A 16,782-nucleotide genomic window follows, 5' to 3' on the forward strand; every position below is an offset into this window, starting at 1 on the left:
CCTGTGGTCGCTACGAGACGACCTGGAGGACCTGTACGGCGACCCGCGCACCATCTGGCGCGACTGGGCCGACGACGTCCGGGGCCACGGCATCGACGCTGGCCACCATGTGGCCGAGGAAGCCCCCGGCCCGCTCTCCGCCACCCTGGGTGACTTCTTCAACGGCTGACGCTGCCTCGCTCCGCCGCCGGAGAGGCGTGCGTCCCCCATGGCCGAGGAACTGTCCGAGAACGACGGTGGATTTGCGCACCACAGTTGGCGAAAGCCGCCAACTGTGGTGCTCAGTGTGCGACACGAAGTCGCTCCAGGTAAGTAAGGACAGCCACGTGAAGGAGGTATCGATCGGCTGAACTTCGGGCCAGTGTCCAAGGCCCGTCCCCGCGCTCCCATGCGTCGCTGGTAACGGCGGGGTGTGAAGCGGAGCGTTCAAGCCCAAGGGCACCTCGGCCATCGAGGAGCAACAGGCGAGGGGAAGGCTGGACGGGCGAACGTAAGTGAACCCTCGATGATGCCCCGTGATCATAAGACCGCGTCGATAGCGTGTTGGCGGCGGTCACAGGACCCGGTGCTGAAAGGCACCAAGCGACCTTCGGGTAACTGAGCCCGGAGGGAGGACACCGCTGGTCTCGGGGTAGAGGGGGCGCCCACCCCAGCCGCGTCTTACTGGTGCGGAACGTGGAAACCCCGACGGGGTCCAAGCCTCGGCTTGGTAGGCCGACCGCAAGGAAGGCTGAAGTCCCCGGCGGGAGAAGGAAGATCCAAAAAGCGAAGGCCGGCAGGCCGAAAGGCCAGAGGAAACCGGGAGATTGGGGCCTTCACCCGCTCTCGCATAACTCGCCGGATACGGGCCCTGGCGGCCCGGCCCGAAAGGGCGCCCACGTGGATCAGGTGAGCCTTTGAAGTCACCACTGCAAGGAAGCCGGAACCGAGGGACAAGTTAGACACCGGAGGCGAACATGCAGGTCACGGCACCTGTCGTGACGTCCCCGCCTGCGGTGAACGGACCCGAGGACGACTTACTCGACTGGCACGGCATCGACTGGGCCACCTGCGAGGAGAACGTACGGCGGCTGAGGCAGAGGATCTTCAAGGCGACGCAGGACGGGGACCTCAAGAAGGTCCGCAACTTGCAGAAGCTCATGCTGCGGAGCCGCAGCAACACGCTGGTCAGCGTGAAGCGGGTGACGCAGCAGAGCAGTGGTCGCATGACTGCTGGCATCGACGGGGAACGGGCCCTCATGCCGAAGGCGAGAGGGCTGTTGGCGGCTGAGATCCATCGGTCGTCGAAGCCGTGGAAGGCCAGGCCGGTCAAGCGAGTGTTCATCCCGAAGAGCAACGGGAAGCAGCGACCGCTCGGCATCCCGGTCATCCGTGACCGGGTCCTCCAGGCCCGCGTGAAGAACGCGCTGGAACCCGAGTGGGAAGCGCGGTTCGAGCCGAGGTCTTACGGATTCCGGCCCGGCCGCAGCTGCCAGGACGCAATATCCGCGATCTTCTGGACGGTGAAGGGCAAGAACCCGAAACGTCTGTGGGTCCTGGACGCGGACCTGTCGGCGGCGTTCGACCGCATCGACCACGACCACCTCATGACCATGCTCGGCCAGTTCCCCGCCAGGGATCTGGTCCGCGGCTGGCTGAAGGCGGGCGTGATCGACCGCGGCCGGTTCGCACCGACCGAGGAGGGAACTCCTCAAGGCGGTGTGATCAGCCCGCTGCTGCTGAACGTCGCTCTGCACGGACTGGAACAGGCCGCAGGGTGCCAATACACGGTGCGGGCCGGGCGCGAGCCCGGTGCGATGCCGGGCACTCCGGTGCTGGTGAGGTATGCCGATGACTTCGTCGTGCTCTGTCACGACGAAGCCCAGGTGAATCAGGTCAGGGCCCGGCTGGAGGACTGGCTGGAGCCGAGAGGTCTTCGCTTCAACGAGGAGAAGACCAAGGTCGTCCACCTCGATGAGGGGTTCGATTTCCTCGGCTTCACCGTTCGCCGCACGGGCGGCAAGCTGATCATCAAACCAAGCACGGCGGCATGCGCGAGGCTCCGGGCGCGACTGCGGACCGAGGTGAAGGCCCTGCACGGGTCGAATGCTGAGGCTGTGTTGCGCAGGCTGATCCCGATCGTTCGCGGTTGGGCGGCCTACTACCGGGCGTGGGCGTCCACGACGACGTTCTCATCGTTAGACAACTACATGTGGCGGCTGACCTTCAAATGGGCCAGACGTCGGCACCGCAACAAGTCTGGGAACTGGATCATGAACCGGTATTTCGGCCAGTTCCACCCGGCCCGGCGTGACCGATGGGTGTTCGGCGACCGCGACAGCGGCGCCTTCCTCATCAAATTCGCCTGGACCGGCATCGTCCGTCACCAGCTCATCAAGGGCGGAGCGTCCCCGGACGACCCCGACCTGACCGAGTACTGGCGGGACCGCCGCCGAAGGAAAGCGCCGCCGCCGATGGACAAGACGAGTCTTCTCCTGGCGGTCCGGCAGCAGGGGCTCTGTCCTCTCTGCAAACAGGCGCTGATCGTCGGAGCCGAGTACGAACCGGACAGCCCACGCGAGTGGATCAACTGGTTCGCGGCCTCGAAGAAGATGCTCCACAAGCATCACTTCACCTACCGGCGAGACGGCGGCACGGACGAGCGGACCAACCTTCGCCTCGTGCACTCCGAATGCCACCGCCAGCACCACGCTGGCGACGGCAAACGGACCACCTAACCCTGCTGACCTGCGAAGCCCTCGTGGCTTGCTTGAGCCGGATGCGGTGAAAGTCGCACGTCCGGTTCTGAGGGGGCCGGGTCACGGCAACGTGATCCGGCTACCCGACCACAGGAACTGAGACTGAGCACGAGGAGGCTGGCGCCCCGGGAGGCCCCGCCCGTACGGACCCGCACTTCACGCGGCCGGACCGGCGCGGTGCAACGCTGGAGGAGGGGGCCTGTACGTGGAGGTGCGTGTGCGTCCCATCTGGTCTGGTGCGATCTCCTTCGGCCTGGTCACTTCTCTGAACCAGTGATTACCTGTCAGCGGATAACACGGACCGCGCGCAGCCCCAGTTGCTGAGCGATCTCGACGCGGCCGTGGGAGCGCAGGGACTTTTCGCCCGGGAGGAAGACGGCATCAGCGAGGGAGGCCATGGCCTCCAGGTGCCACCCCGCGTCGAAGCTCACGGCAGGTGACGGCCACTCCTTTGGTGTGACGTCGGTCAGGTAGCCTCCCGTGTTCTCAGAGGCGTATTCGAGACCCACGCATGGCAACGGATAGTCCGCTTCTCGGGCTAGGTACTCGACCGGGTCGACGTAGCTGTCGGGGTCCGAGAGGAACGTCATGAGCATCCGCTCGCGTGCCGTGGCGAGGGAAGTGAATAGCTCCGCTGGCAGGTACTTCCACCCTCGTGCTTCCCGGCAGAAGGCGCTGAAGCGCGTGGTGGCGGCGCGCAGCGCTTCGAAGCTGTCTGTGTCGGTGAGAGCATCCCACTGCTTAACGAGGTCCTCGAAGGAGGAGTCCGGCGACCACCGTCCGCCAGCCGCGGCGGCTTCGATCAGTGTCCCGAGCCGCGACGCGGGGGAGGAGGCGCCATACCCTTTCTGGTACGCGCCCATCTGCGCCCATGTGATGACGGCGAGGTGGTTTCGCATGGTCGGCGGCCATTGCAGCTGCTCTAGAACCCAGTTGAGTACGTACATCCCGTGCCGGTAGACCTTCGGTCCGCTGCGGTTGGTCCAGCCGATGAACCGTTGCATGAGCGGCTCGCCCGCGTACCCTTCGATCGCGGCGAGTTGGCAAATCAACGCGGCCGCTTCCCACGCGGCGACCGCTGGGAAGACAGCTTCCTCACCATCGGTGTGCGGGCTGCGCCACAGCCGCTCGATGCGCGCATAGTCGGCCAGCGCCAGCCGGCAGGCGGTGAGCAGCACATCCTCCTCTGCCTCCAGCTCGTGGCGGCCGGGAGCGAGGTCGGTCACATCGTCCCCGGGGATCAGCGGCAGGGGCGGTGGGCGGAGTTCCTCGTTGGCGAAGGCGGACTCTGAAGCAAGGAACACCTTTCGCTCGTCCTCCGGCATCCGCAGCCACTGCTGCAGCGGTACCGGCAGGATGTTCGCGTCGCCTCGTAGCCACTTCACTGACGCCGCCGCCAGGAAACCATTGTACGAGCCGTGGATCCGCGCGCGGGTGGTGGCCGCGCCGAAAGGGAACAGCAGCGAGTCCCGGAAGTGCCGCAGCTCGTGGTCGAGCACGGTCTGTCGAGACACATCGGAGACGATCGCATCATCCCCGAGGTGCTCGAGTACGTCGGCCGGTGCACGCACAGAACGGTCGTGGTGGCTGAAGCTGTGGACATCCGACACGCTTCGGGCACGTATGAGGATGCCCGGGAAGCGCGGGTCGAACCGGCCCACATAGATCCTCGGCGTCATCAGGGCCTCGTGAGCTCCCACAGAGCCCTTCGCAGCGACTCCTCGGAGAAGTCCCCGCTCGCCGTGATCGACACCGAGCCCGTCGGAGTCTCGACCGAGATGCGGGTACCGCGGTGGCGGCGCAGGATTCCGTACAACTTCGGGATAATGGGGCCGTCGAAGAACAGCGAGCTCGCGATCCCGATGATGGTGGCCACGGTATCCAGTTCGAAGTCGGCGCCGATCCCACCGGAATCGTCCTCCTCCGTGCGCAGGTACTGCGCGTCGTCGCTTTCCCGCATCAGCGCCTCGATCTCCTTGATCACATCGGGGTCGCCCTGGATCCGGATCGGTCTTCCGTCCATGTGATGACTCCTCAGGCGTAGAAGATGCCCCGCGCCGCGGTGACCTGTTCTCCGGGGCGAAGGGGGCGACCGACGAGACGCGTTGCTGCGAGCGCCGCGGTCGCGAACGCGGCGTCCCCCTGGGAGGCGGTGAACGCGTCGGCCGACAGATCCACGAGAAGGCCGAGCGGAGGGCCAGTCTCCCGTTTGACGAGGCTCATGGAGTCGACGAGGTGCAGGCGGCCGTCGGCGGCCGGGCCCGCCGCGTCCATCTCCCGCTGGATGTCGCCGGTGAGCTCGTATCTCACGGCGACCACCCAGCCTGTGTCAAGGGAGTTGGTGCTGCGGGCGGCGATCGAGCGGTAGGTGGCCTTTCCCTCGCCGACAGGCAGCGTGATGGCGAACCCCATCAGGCGCGGGGCCATCTTCTGGAGGTGCGGCAGTCGCTCGGGCGTGGTGGAGGCGATCACTGCGGCGATTTCACCCTGGCCGACTGAGACGATTAGGCCGTCCAGGAACCCGCGTCCGACTTCGGATTCAACCAACGTGTCCACGTTGGGCAGGAACGCCCAATGGTCGGTGGTCGCGAGCTCGGTCAGCAGAGAGGTGGCACGGTCCGCACCCCCGGCGACCAGGGAAGCCAGGTCCAGCTGCAGCAGCCCGTCGATCCGCGCTGGCCGCTCGTCCCACGAGGTACCTCCGTCATGGAGGCGCAACGCGACGAGCGCGGCTGTAGCAGCCTCGCGGACGACGAGAACAAGAGGTGACGGGCTCCGGCGCAGGCCATCAAGCAGGAACAGCTGGTACTGCTCCGAGGCCGCCTCAGGGGAGAGAACGTCCAGTTCCACAAGATCAGCGTACCGCCGTGGCTGGGCCGCCGCCTTCCCACTGATCGGCCTGTCAGGCAGCGGCGAAACGTCCTGTCAGCGCTTGCTGCGAGACTTCGGCGGCGGGGTTACTGGTGAAGCGATCACGGTGAGCCCAGCCGTGGCGTTGGCATTCCCAAAGAAACTGGCTTGCTGGAAGCTGAGGAGTCGATTTGGACGATCTTGGATTCGGCGCCGGCGAGGCTGACGCGCAGCCCTTCGATCTCACCGAGCCAGTTCTCGCGCTCGGCCTCGGCGATGCGGTCGAGGAGGTTGTCGCGGATCTCGACAAGTCGGTCGCGTTGCGCCGGGTCAGGCCGCAGGAGGGAGCAGCGTACGCAGGCGTGTTCGTGGATGCAGGCGGTGCCGTAGGCGCGGGCGCAGGTGCCGACGGAGAGTTTGCGGCGTTCGAAGTGGCCGAGGAAGTCCTCCCACTCGGCGTCGGTGGGGGTGTGGTACTCCTCGGCTGGGCGCAGGGCGCGGCGGCGGGTGATGAAGGCGCGGTGGGCCTCGATGGTCTCGGTGGGGTAGACGGCGTTGTAGCCCATGGTTGTGTTGATGTTGGCGTGGCCGGCGATGACCTGGGCGATGTGGGGTGGCAGGCCGGTGCGGATGGCGTCTGTGATGAACATGCGGCGGAAGTCCTGGGGGGTGAAGTCCAGCGGATGTCCGGTGACGTTGGTCAGGCCGATGAAGGTGACGATGTCGTTCAGGGCGATGCGGATGGTCTGGGAGCTGATGGTGGAGGGCTCGCCGCCGCGGTCGTACTGAAAGAGCAGAGGCGCGGCCGGGTTCCACTGGCGTTCTTCCGGGTCGTAGGCGGCCAGCAGGGGGATGAGGCCGGTCCTGGGATCTCGGACGCGGCGGATGAGCGTGGCGAGGACGTCGGCGAGTTCGGGGCTGACCAGGAGAACACGTTCGACGTCGGTCTTGGACGGGGCGATCTGGAGGAGCGGGACGATCTCGCCGGTGCTGGGGAGGCGGTACTGGATCATCGCGTGGTGGCTGATCTCCAGCATCTCTTCGATGCGGGCTCCCGTGTGGCGGAGGAACTCGACAGTGGCCCAGCCGTAGAACGCGCGGTGCTCGGCCCGGTCCAGGTGGATGAGGTTGCCTTCCGGGTCGCGGGCGGCGGCACTGTTCGGATTGTTGCCGCGGATGAAGACGGCGCCATCGAGGGTGAACCGGCCTCCGGGCGGGGTGGTGCGGAGGATGTCCAGGTGGGCGGCGCGCATGCGGTGGTGGTCGGCGGCGGCCTGGGCGAAGGCGTCCAGCGCCGGCAGGCGCTCGCGGGTCCGCTGGTCCATGCGGGCCTTGGTCCGTGTGACGCGCTTGCGTTCGGCGGTTTCGGCGACCTTGAGCGGGCACGGTGCCACCCAGGGGCCCCAGCGGGCGGGTTCCTCCGCCGACCAGCGGGCGATGTCCAGGTAGAAGGCGCGCACCGCCATGAAGAGCGCGGTGCGGTCCGCCCGTTCCACGACCGTCTCCTCCACCGTTCCGTCGGGTCGGCGGCGCCGTTGGATGCGCGTGCGGAAGCGCTCCTTCCAGGCGGTGGAGACAGCCGAAGACAGGTGCAGGCTGTCGATGCCCGGATGGTGCGCTTCGAGATCGGACCAGAAGTTCCTCGTCAGGCTCCGGGCGAGATTGTCCAGGCTGCTGTAGTCCAGGCGGGGACGGCGTTCCTCCAGGTAGTCGATGATCAGTGCGCGGATCGCCGGGGAGACGACAGGGTGGCGGTCGACAAGCTGGGCGCAGGTGAGCTGCCCGGTGACATTTTCGAGGTATCGCAGGGTTGTCGGGGCGTCCGCCGGCAGGCTGCCCAGTTCGCGCAGCCACGCGTAGAAGAGCGTGCCGCCCGCGTGGTTGCGGTACTTGGTCTTGCGGGTCGCGTCGTCGTACTCGATCGCGTCGCCGACGGTGATGTCCTCCAGCCCGCCGCCCTTGGCCAGCATGATCCGGACCAGCGCGAGGCGAGCGCGTCCCCCCGCCGGTGAGGCCCACCGTCCCGGATCGACGCTCGCCTCCAGGCATCCGAAGCCTTCGGGGTCGCGGTACTTCTCTGCCATCGCCCGCAGCTGCACGCTGCGCAGCCCCAGCTGCCACATCGTCGGCAGCCGCACCACATCGGCCGCGGCCAACAGCAGCAGTCCGGCTTCGATGCTGGACCACCGGGCGGCGTCCGCCGTGTTCACCCACGCCTCGCCGTCCTGGCGCCACCGTTTGGGGCACGCCGCGGCCGGAGACGCCTCCCAGCGTTCCTGCCAGCTCTCGCCGTCAAAGCCCGACAGCCATCTGAGGATGGCGCGGGCACCGCTGCGGCGGTACCAGTGCGTATGGCTCTTGTCCGCGACGAACGGCGCCCGGTCCAGCAGCCCGCCCGTCGCCCTGGGAGCCGGAGGCCGAAGGGACGGTCCGGCTGCGGCCGCGCCGGTCGAATCCCGCACGCGTGCCGTCACCAGGTCCTCCCGAACAGCTCGGTCAGGGAGTCAGCCCGATAGCCAGCAGCGGGAACCGCCGGAATGCGGGCCTGACGAGCCTGCCGCTCATGATGGGCCCGAACCGCGTCGACGATCTCCTCCCGGCCCGCCGGTAGATAGATCTGGGTAGTGCTGAGGTTCGCGTGCCCCAGAACCCACTGCACGTCCGTCAACGCCAGGCCGGGATCGCGGGCCATCCGGTACGCGGCGGTGTGCCGCAGGTCGTGCAGGGTCCAGTTCGCGCCGAGCAGGGCGTTCGCCCGGTTCAGCATCGCCCGCGCCGCGTGGTAGGTCAGCGGGCGGAACGGACGGCGTAGCGTCCACCACAACCACCGGCCCGGGCCTTGCGGAACCCCAGCCCGCCGCGCCTCCTCCTGATACAGGCGCAGCCAGACGAACGCGTCCGCCGCCGACGGCAGCTGCTGATAGGCCCGCGTCCCCTTCCGGATCACACCAAGCAGCTGCTCGCCGGGCAACGCATCGCGCTGGCGGCTCGTCAGCAGCTCCTCCGCCCGTGCGCCGTTGGATACCCAGAACGCCAGCAGAGCCCGGTCCCGGTGGTGGCGCAGCGCGGCAAATAACTCGTTGAAACGGTCGTCCGGGATCCTGCGCGGAATCCGCACGGGCACCGAGGGCCGATACCGGCCTCCCGGTGACTGGCGCGCCGACCGTCCCGCCGCCACCGGCAGCTGGCGCCGCTCACGCGCAGCTGGGAACGGATTGATGATCGGCCCGGTGCCCGCGTCCAGATGGAAGTCGTAAAAGGACCTCAGCACGGTCTCGCAGTGGGCCCTCGTCGTCGGGGAGTACAGGGGCCCCGGTCCCGCGCGGCCGGTCACCGCGTTCGGCACCCCGCGCCCCGCCCGAGCCGCCGCTACGGCCGGCTTCCCATCTGGCCGGCCACGCCAGTGAGCCCGGAGCGGCTTCGGCGCGATGGCCATCCACCGGGCAAAGTCCCGTGCCTCCAACCGCGTCGCCCTGTGCCACGCAAGGCCCCACCCGTCCAGGAACCGCCACCACCGCAGCAGGTCCATCCCGTACGAGCGGATCGTCGACGGAGGACGCGAGCACGCCTGAAGCTCGGCGAAGAACCCTGCGACCGGCTCGACGACCGCCCCTGCGGCATCCAGCAGGACATACGGCTGCGCGGGGTTTGCGATCTCCACCAACGCACCCGTCCGGGGCAATACGAAACCATCCAGATCCCGAGCGGGACCACCCGTCTCAAGCATGCCCGGAAGCTAGCAGAAATGGTCTCTGACCTGCGGACATGTGCAAGTTAGTTCAGTCAACGGCACCATCCCGATCAAGGTGGTCCCGGCGACCGAGTCGCACGACATCAGCTTCCGCCAGATCCACACCGCCGACGGCGGCCGGATCCGCTACCGCAAGGTGTGCGAGATCGACGGGCAGCAGCTGCGCCAGGACGAGATCGTCCGCGGCTACGAGACCACGACGGGCACCCTCATCCCCGTCACCGACGAGGACCTCGACAACCTGCCGCTGCCCACCGCCAAGGCGATCGAGATCGTCTCCTTCGTGCCGGCCGCGAGCATCGACCCAATCCAGATCGGCGCCTCCTACTACCTGGCCGCGACCGAGACGGTGGCCGCGAAACCGTACGAGCTCCTGCGGCAGGCCCTAGAGCGCAGCAGCAAGGTGGCGGTGGCCAAGTTCGCGATGCGCGACCGCGAGCGGCTCGGCCTCCTGCGCGTCAAGGACGACGTGATCGTGCTGCACGCGCTGCGGTGGCCCGACGAGATCCGCTCCACCACCCAGGTCCCCGTCCCCGACGTGGCCGTCACAGACGACGAGGTCGACGCGGCCGTCCGCCTCGCCGAAACCCTCACCGGCACCGACGTCGGGGAACTGCGCGACGAGTACCGCGACGCACTGGAGGAGGTCATCGCCGCGAAGACCGGCACCGGCAGCATGCCCGCGCCCGCCGAGGAAGCGCCGCCCGCCTCGGCCGAGGTCGTCGACCTCATGGCCATGCTGGAGAAGTCCGTCCAAGAGGCGAAAACCACCCGCGGCGAGCCCGCCACCGTGCACCCCATGCCCGTCAAGAAGAAGTCGCCGGCCAAGACCGCCAGCACGCCAGCCGCCGCGAAGAAGACGGCCGCCAAGAAGCCGGCCGCCCAGAAGACCGCCTCGAAGAGGAAGCCTCGCAGCGCATGACCACAGCGCACAGGCCGAACGCAGGTCGCCTTGCCGGCCTGTGCGTTCACACGGGACCACCTATAAAAACGGCCTCACATGCTCCTCATACAGACGGTCGCAATCGCTCTCCTGCTCCGCTATGGGCAGGCATGATGGGGCAGCCGCTTCGACCTGATCATCTCAATCCCCCCTACGTCCCGGCGCCGGGAAACCTGCCGTCATGGGGGCCGGGACGTGCCTGGAATGCAGGCCCCGACGGCCGTGGAGTCATCGACCGGATCTGCGCGAATGCCCGCTCTCCTGTGTCCCGGCGGCAGGCTCCTCATGGTGCACTCCGGTATGTGCGGGGCTCAGCAGACGCTCGACCGACTGGGCAGGGCGGGGTTGACGCGGAGGTCGCCGCCAGGTCCACGGTGGCCTGGGGACCTGGTCGCGGTCGCGACGGGCCTGGCTGGAAGAGCAGGGCCTGGCGACCGCGGCCGAGGAACGGAGGAGCTGGTGGTCGTTCGTGCGCAGAGCCTCTGAGCGAGCCCCAGACCACGGGCGCGGCCGCGCGCCGGGTGAGCGTCGCCGCGATTCGCGGTTACCGAGACCGCCGCCCGCGATTCGGGCACGAGCCGAGCCCGCCCGGCTGGCTTTGTTCACGTCCAGCTGCAGCGTTTGTCTGCCGGTTTGGGCGTCAGTTGGTGATCACTGGGCGTCGGAATGTTCACGAGAGATAGCAGCGCATGCGGACGGCCCGCCGCCCGGAGGGCGGCAGGCCGTCGAGGCAGGTTGCGGCAGGGATCAGACCGGCCAGCGGTCCGGGAGCCCGGTCAACAGGGCGTGCCCATGGTCAGCTGGGACTGCGCGTGGAGAGCGCGCGCCATGGGAGAGGACCCGTCGGTGACGAAGGAACGGATCTGTGCCAAGTAGGCGTCGCGATCGATACGGCCGTCACCGGCTACTTCCCGGCCATCGGCCACCTCGCCGATCAGCTCTGCGCAGTTGGCCGGACCACGATCTCGTTCACGTCCACGTCCGCGGGCTGCTCGATCGCGTAGGCGACGGCCCGCGCCACCGCTGCGGGCTCGATGTCGACCTCGTCCCGCATGCGCGTGATGTCGCCGCGGACCCGGTCGTTGCTCGACGCCTCGGCGAAGTCGGTGGAGATCACGCCGGGCGAGACGGTGGTGACCCGCAGGGTCGGCCCTGCCTCTTGCCGCAGGCCTTCGCAGATGGCCCGCACGGCGACCTTCGTGCCGGCGTAGACGGCCATCGCCGGTACGACGCGGTACGTGGCCGTGGACGCCGTTGTGACGAAGTGGCCGCTGCCCTGGGCGCGGAACACAGGGAGGGCCGCGCCGATGCCGTTCAGCACGCCCTTGATGTTGACGTCGACCATGTGGTTCCACTCGTCGGTGCGTAGATCGTCGAGCGGCGAGATCGTGCCCACCCCGGCGTTGCCTACGAGGAGCCGGCCGATCCGAGCCGGCTTCACCCGCGCGGGCATCAGCGGGCGCGCCGACTGCCTCGTCTACCCCTCCACCGGGCCCTCCCCGCTGGACCTCCTCCCGTACACGCCCGACGGCAAGCCGGTCACCGGCACGTTCCGCCTCGGCGTCTCACCGGGGATGGTCAAGCACGAGGGCACCCAGACCGTGCTGTGGGCCGAGGAGCAGTTCGAGAAGAACGGGGGCCTGTTCAACATCGCCCGGAACATCAAGAACGGCCGCCCGGCCGACGACGACGGGGAGTAGACGATGGTCAGCTCGCTCGGGGACAGCCTGGACCGCGCTCTGGAGAAGGTGTTCACCCGCCCCGCCCCCAAGAGTGCCCAGGCGCAGATAAAGTACCTGGTCAAGCAGCTCAAGGGCACCAAGGCGGCCGCAGCCGCGCTCGGGGTGTCCCAGCGGACCGTGGAGCGGTACGTCAAGGGACAGCTGAAGCGGCCCCGCCACGACCTCGCCGCCCGCATAGAGCGCGAGGTCAAGAAGCGGTGGCAGCCGCAGCTGAGGGCCAAGGCCAAGAAGAAGGCCGCCTCCACCGACGGCATCGTGCTGACTACCACGGCCCGTTTCGGGTGCACCGCCGACGACAACACCACGGACGACGCCCGCGTCCGCGCCCTGCCCCCTCAGGCACTGCCCCCGCAGTACGCCGAGGCGCTCTTCACCGCCCGGGAAAACGGCGCCAGCGAGCAAGACCTCCTGAAGATCGCCGCCGAAGCCCTCGGCCAGGTCTACTTCCGCGACGGCGGCCGCCGCGCCCAGGGCCTGAAGGTGGAGTTCACCGACGGTTTGAGGTCGCGGTTGTCGTGCAGGGCCGGGTCAGCTCCCACTCTCGTCAATATCAGTCATACCGACCTGTCGGCCAGATTTGGAGCGAGAGGCGTGTCGTCCTGCTTACGAAAGCGGGCCCAGAGCCCAAATAGCAGATTCCGGGATATAACAGCGGGATAAAACGACCTCTAAAGCACTGGGCGATCTCGGCCAGGGACGGAGGTACTGATCCCGACCCGCTGACAGGTCCGGTCCCGAACCCGTGGCGCCCGCCGGGCACGACTGCCGAGGCGGCTCTCGATGGTGCTTCAGGGGAAGAATCGACGACGGGAAGCGACAGTCATGGCTGACCTGGGCGGAAAGGCGCATTTGGAGGGTCTGGGATGCCAGCGCCTTGTTGGTTGAGTACGTCTTGCATCTCTCTCGCAAGGCCCCCACCCGCCGGCTTATTGTCTCGCACCTCCGAATTCCGCTGTGATCGATTTCCCTCGGAGGGATCCGGCGGCTTCGGCGAACTCTCTCTGCGCTTCTCCGCCTCCCTTTCCGCAAGGGATCTTTTCCCTTCCGGCGTATTTTTCCATTCGTCGAATCGGCGTTGCCCCTCTGGTGTGAACCGCCCTCCCTCCCACAGGCGTTTCCCCTGTGGGGTAAGACCCTCTGGGGGTTTCGTGCCTTTGCCCTCGGCAGGAGGCTTTCCGCCCGCGCCCTCTGGGGGTTTCGTGCCTTTGCCCTCGGCAGGAGGCCGCCCGCGCCCTCTGGGGGTTTCGTGCCCTTGCCCTCGGCAGGAGGCTTCTGATCTCCCCTGCCTTCTCCATTTCGGTCAGTCACTTTCCGGTACCTTGCCGTAACTCAGACGGCCACGCACATCACATGGACGGCCAGCGAATTTGGCTCGTGGCCAAGACAAGCCCGGCCCGAATCGGTAAGATCGCTTTTCACGCACCCTTTTATATGGAAGCAAGCGTGCAGCAAGACGAAAAGTTCTACACACATCAACCTAACGCTAAACCTCAGATTCCGCGACCACGCAAACTTTGATCGATGATCACGCAGACTCCCCACGCGTTTTTGTTGGACGTCGGATAACGTTAGAAGCGAGGTGAGGAGTATGCGCCGCACTCGCGACCACACTGTCAACCGCAGCCACAACCAAGCCGCGTCAGTGGCCCATCCCGACCGGGTGTTCTGATGGTTTACGATCCAGTCACCACCGCGACTGTCGATTATCTGCAGCGCACTCAACTCGTTCCTGCTATTGCCAGCGACACGGCGACGATCGTGCCCCCGGATGTCCGGCGTATGCTGCGCGTGACAGGAGTCGGCCAGCCGACACGCACGTCTGCGCCACATGCAGAAGGCATGGCGATTGAGCCGCCAACGCTGCCGTTGCTCGTGGGCCTTTCCGGCGCAGGGGTGCCGGTCGCGTTCCTGCTCGAAGGTCAAGGCGACGGAGTGTCGGTGGGGCTAGGCACCTGGGCTCCGGAGGGCATGGGTGACGCGGCGCTCGATGCTCGGCAAGCAATGCTGTGCGGCATGCTCGACGGTTCCTATCCGGCTGTTGACGTTTCGGCCGGGAGTGCCGCGACCTCGGAATTTGGCTATGGCGCGCTAGGTCTCGGTGTGCCGGCCCCGTTGCTCGCTGACCCGCGGGACGGCGCGCTGCCGATCGACCGTCTGGTGCGATCGATGACAGGTTTGCGCTGGGCTGCGCTCGTGCTTGCGGTGCCTGTTGGTGCCACCGAGCTTGGCGCGGACCGCAATCGAGTCCTCAACGAAATGCGTGCGGTGGCCGCTGCTGTGCAAGCGTCTGGGGTACGCAGTCCCCTCGCTGAGCACTACCAGACCTTGCTACAGCGACGTCTTGACGCGTTGGCGGATGCTCAGGGGCGTGGTGGCTGGCGCACCGGTGTCTACCTTCTTGGTTCCCGCCCGCGGGATGTCGCGGCGCTGACCAGTGCCTGGCGGGCCGTATTCGCGGGCGCGCTTTCGGTGCCGGAGCCGGTACGCACGACGGCGCATCCGACGATCGCCCAACTGGCAGCCTGCTGGGCCCTGCCTGAGGGCGCGGAGCAGCCTGGCCCCAGTGGCTACCAGCATCCCTTCTCCGCACAGACGTTGTTGAGCTCGCCTCAGCTTGCCGGGTACGTGCACATGCCGGCCTTGGAAACGGCGGGCTTCGGTGTCCGCATCGTGCCGCGCTTTAATGTGTCGCCTCCACCCAGCACGGACCCAAGCGTGGCCATCGGTTCGGTGGTAGAGCGGGACCGGCCGAGTGCTACAGCGTTCACTGTTCCCATTGACTCGCTGGCTCGGCACGTGTTCGTCGCCGGTGTGACTGGCTCCGGTAAGAGCAATTCAGTTCTCCACCTGATCCGCCAGGTGGCTGCCGCCGGCATTCCGTTCCTCGTGGTCGAGCCGGCTAAGGCGGAGTACCGCGCGCTGCTGCGCGACCCGGTCGTCGGTCCGGCTCTGCGCGTGTTCACCCTAGGCCGGGAGACAGTCTCACCGCTGCGCCTCAACCCGTTCGACGTCCCCGAAGGAGCCTCTGTCGCAGCGCATGTCGACTTGCTGCGTGCCGCCTTCGAGGGCGCGTTCGGCATGTGGGCACCGCTACCACAAGTGCTGGAGCGTTGCCTTCACGAGGTGTACGAGGACCGTGGCTGGGACTTGCGGACTGACACGAACCACCGCCTGGACGAGCATGTACCGGCCTGGTCGGCCTTTCCTACCCTGAGCGATCTCGCCGCCAAGTTCCCCGCGGTCACCCGCTCGCTGGGATACGACCCGGAAGTCACCGCAAATGTCGAGGCCGCGCTGACAACCCGAATCAACAGCCTGCGCCTCGGTGGCAAGGGCGCGCTGCTTGACGTACCACGCTCCCTGTCGATGGCCGAACTGCTTGCAGCGCCGACGGTTGTAGAACTTGAGTCGATGGGGAGCGACGACGACAAAGCGTTCATCATGGGCCTTCTGCTGGTGCGGCTCGCAGAATACCGCCGCGCACAGGGGCAGCGGCCCGGGCTCACTCACCTGTTCGTCGTCGAGGAAGCACACCGCCTGCTGGGCGCCGCACAGCCAGTGCGGAGTGAGAACGTCGCCGATCCGCGGGGCAGCGCGGTCGAGACTTTCACAAATCTGCTGTCAGAGATCCGCGCGTACGGACAGGGCGTCGTCATCGCCGACCAGGTGCCGACCCGGCTGGCTCCTGAGGTGTTGAAGAACACCCTCTTGAAGCTGGCGCATCGGACGGTCGCCGCCGACGACCGTTTCGCCCTGGCCAGCACGATGAGCATGGACCAGGCGCAGTCCGACGCGCTGGTCCCGCTGGCGGTCGGCCGCGCCGCAGCCTTCGGATACGGAGCCGACGCCCCTGTGCTGGTGCAGGTGCCGCCGACGAAGGACGACAGGTTGATCCGGGAGACCGATGATGCCGCGGTGCGGAACGCCATGGCGGCCTGGCGCACGTCCGGCCGCTGGGATGATCTCTGGCTAGCCAGACACTCCTGCGTGGCAGCCTGCGTAGGTCATGCCGAGGAGTGCACTGCCGCGCGGTCGCTGCTGGACCAAGGTCTTGTGCGCCGGACGTTCACCCGCATTGTGCTGTCCCTCCTGGCGGACGCAGGCAGCCTCGAACGTACCTGGCAGGATCTCGTGCAGATCGTCCGCCCTCACCGGGCACCACCCATTGAGGAGACGATCCTATTGCGCTGCCTTGCCGCGCACGCCCCGGACTGGTACGCCGAACGCCGAGGCGCACAGGCAGGGTGGACGTATAGCGCCACACTTCACTACGCGGATCGGCTGCGGCAAGCGCTGCTCGCACCAGCGGATCGGCGCGCCTCCGCGATCGACGCCTTTCGCGCCTTTGCTATAGCTCAGCACGCCTGCGACGTCCCGCCATATCCGGCCTGCAACGAAATCTGCCCGGAACACACATGCTTGTACCGAGGAGCAGCAGCCGACCTAGTGGCCGAGGGTCAATACGACGCCTCTTGGGCGGCGGCCGATGCGACAGACAGAGGTGACAGTAGCCGGGACGCTACATGGCAAGTGTGTGATTCCGCGACGTTCGAGCTGATGGAGTATCCACCCGACGACGCATCGCCTGAACAGCGCACCCGGATCGAAGAAAGCAGAAGACGCGTAGGGCTGTGCTTCGCCCAGCAAATGCTCGCGGCCGATACTTACGAGCTTCCGCGTTCAGTGCGCAGAATTATTGGCACTCTCCTGACCCGACCCACCAGCGATGCCAGCGACGGATGAGGCATCCACCCAGTT

The 16,782-nt window shown here is 67.3% G+C and carries 9 protein-coding genes and 3 pseudogenes; 6 read left to right on the plus strand and 6 right to left on the minus strand.

Annotated elements, in window-relative coordinates; translation table 11 throughout:
- Both IF88_RS0135685 and ltrA read left to right on the plus strand, forming a co-directional pair.
- Positions 1-169, plus strand: a pseudogene (locus IF88_RS0135685) (alpha/beta hydrolase); the annotation flags it as partial.
- Between the two features lie 787 nt (positions 170-956).
- Positions 957-2,717, plus strand: a complete 1,761-nt coding sequence (gene ltrA, locus IF88_RS0135690) for a group II intron reverse transcriptase/maturase (protein WP_030722421.1) — start codon at positions 957-959, stop codon at positions 2,715-2,717.
- Positions 2,718-3,022: 305 nt separating this feature from the next.
- Here the strand turns inward: ltrA and IF88_RS0135695 are convergent, their stop codons facing one another.
- The 5 genes from IF88_RS0135695 to IF88_RS0135715 form a co-directional block, all read right to left on the minus strand.
- The gene (locus tag IF88_RS0135695; protein WP_158754781.1) at positions 3,023-4,417 is read right to left on the minus strand and encodes a hypothetical protein; all 1,395 of its coding nucleotides are present in this window, start codon (positions 4,415-4,417) and stop codon (positions 3,023-3,025) included.
- Complete coding sequence (locus IF88_RS0135700) at positions 4,417-4,761, minus strand: hypothetical protein (RefSeq protein WP_030722428.1); 345 nt, start codon at positions 4,759-4,761, stop codon at positions 4,417-4,419. Before IF88_RS0135700 ends, IF88_RS0135695 begins: the two co-directional genes overlap by 1 nt.
- Positions 4,762-4,772: 11 nt before the next feature.
- Entirely contained in the window at positions 4,773-5,588 is an 816-nt protein-coding gene (locus IF88_RS0135705; protein WP_030722431.1) for a hypothetical protein, read from the minus strand.
- Between the two features lie 122 nt (positions 5,589-5,710).
- Entirely contained in the window at positions 5,711-8,062 is a 2,352-nt protein-coding gene (locus IF88_RS48680; protein ID WP_051838141.1) for a site-specific integrase, read from the minus strand.
- Positions 8,059-9,315 carry a tyrosine-type recombinase/integrase gene (locus tag IF88_RS0135715; protein ID WP_030722436.1) on the minus strand — a complete coding sequence of 419 codons (1,257 nt, stop codon included), beginning with the start codon at positions 9,313-9,315 and terminating at the stop codon, positions 8,059-8,061. The genes IF88_RS48680 and IF88_RS0135715 overlap by 4 nt, the downstream gene beginning before the upstream one ends.
- A 40-nt stretch (positions 9,316-9,355) precedes the next feature.
- Here IF88_RS0135715 and IF88_RS0135720 point away from each other — a divergent pair, with 40 nt between their 5' ends.
- Positions 9,356-10,261 (plus strand): Ku protein, encoded by a 906-nt coding sequence (locus tag IF88_RS0135720; protein WP_030722439.1) that lies wholly within the window; start codon positions 9,356-9,358, stop codon positions 10,259-10,261.
- Between the two features lie 955 nt (positions 10,262-11,216).
- On the opposite strand, the pseudogene IF88_RS0135730 reads toward IF88_RS0135720, so the two are convergent.
- Positions 11,217-11,705 (minus strand): annotated as a pseudogene (locus IF88_RS0135730) (SDR family oxidoreductase); the annotation flags it as partial.
- Here IF88_RS0135730 and IF88_RS0135735 point away from each other — a divergent pair.
- The 3 genes and pseudogenes from IF88_RS0135735 (at position 11,686) to IF88_RS0135745 (ending at position 16,767) form a co-directional block, all read left to right on the plus strand.
- A complete protein-coding gene (locus IF88_RS0135735) occupies positions 11,686-11,982 on the plus strand; it encodes a hypothetical protein (RefSeq protein ID WP_030722445.1) in 297 nt (98 codons plus the stop codon). The pseudogene IF88_RS0135730 and the gene IF88_RS0135735 overlap by 20 nt on opposite strands.
- Before the next feature lie 3 nt (positions 11,983-11,985).
- Positions 11,986-12,519 (plus strand): annotated as a pseudogene (gene tpg, locus IF88_RS0135740) (telomere-protecting terminal protein Tpg); the annotation flags it as partial.
- Between the two features lie 1,173 nt (positions 12,520-13,692).
- On the plus strand, positions 13,693-16,767 hold the full coding sequence (locus IF88_RS0135745; RefSeq protein WP_030722451.1) for an ATP-binding protein: 3,075 nt from the start codon (positions 13,693-13,695) through the stop codon (positions 16,765-16,767).
- Positions 16,768-16,782 lie beyond the last annotated feature (15 nt).

Origin of the sequence: Streptomyces sp. NRRL F-2580, from assembly GCF_000720115.1 — a bacterium.
Taxonomy (GTDB): Bacteria; Actinomycetota; Actinomycetes; order Streptomycetales; family Streptomycetaceae; genus Streptomyces.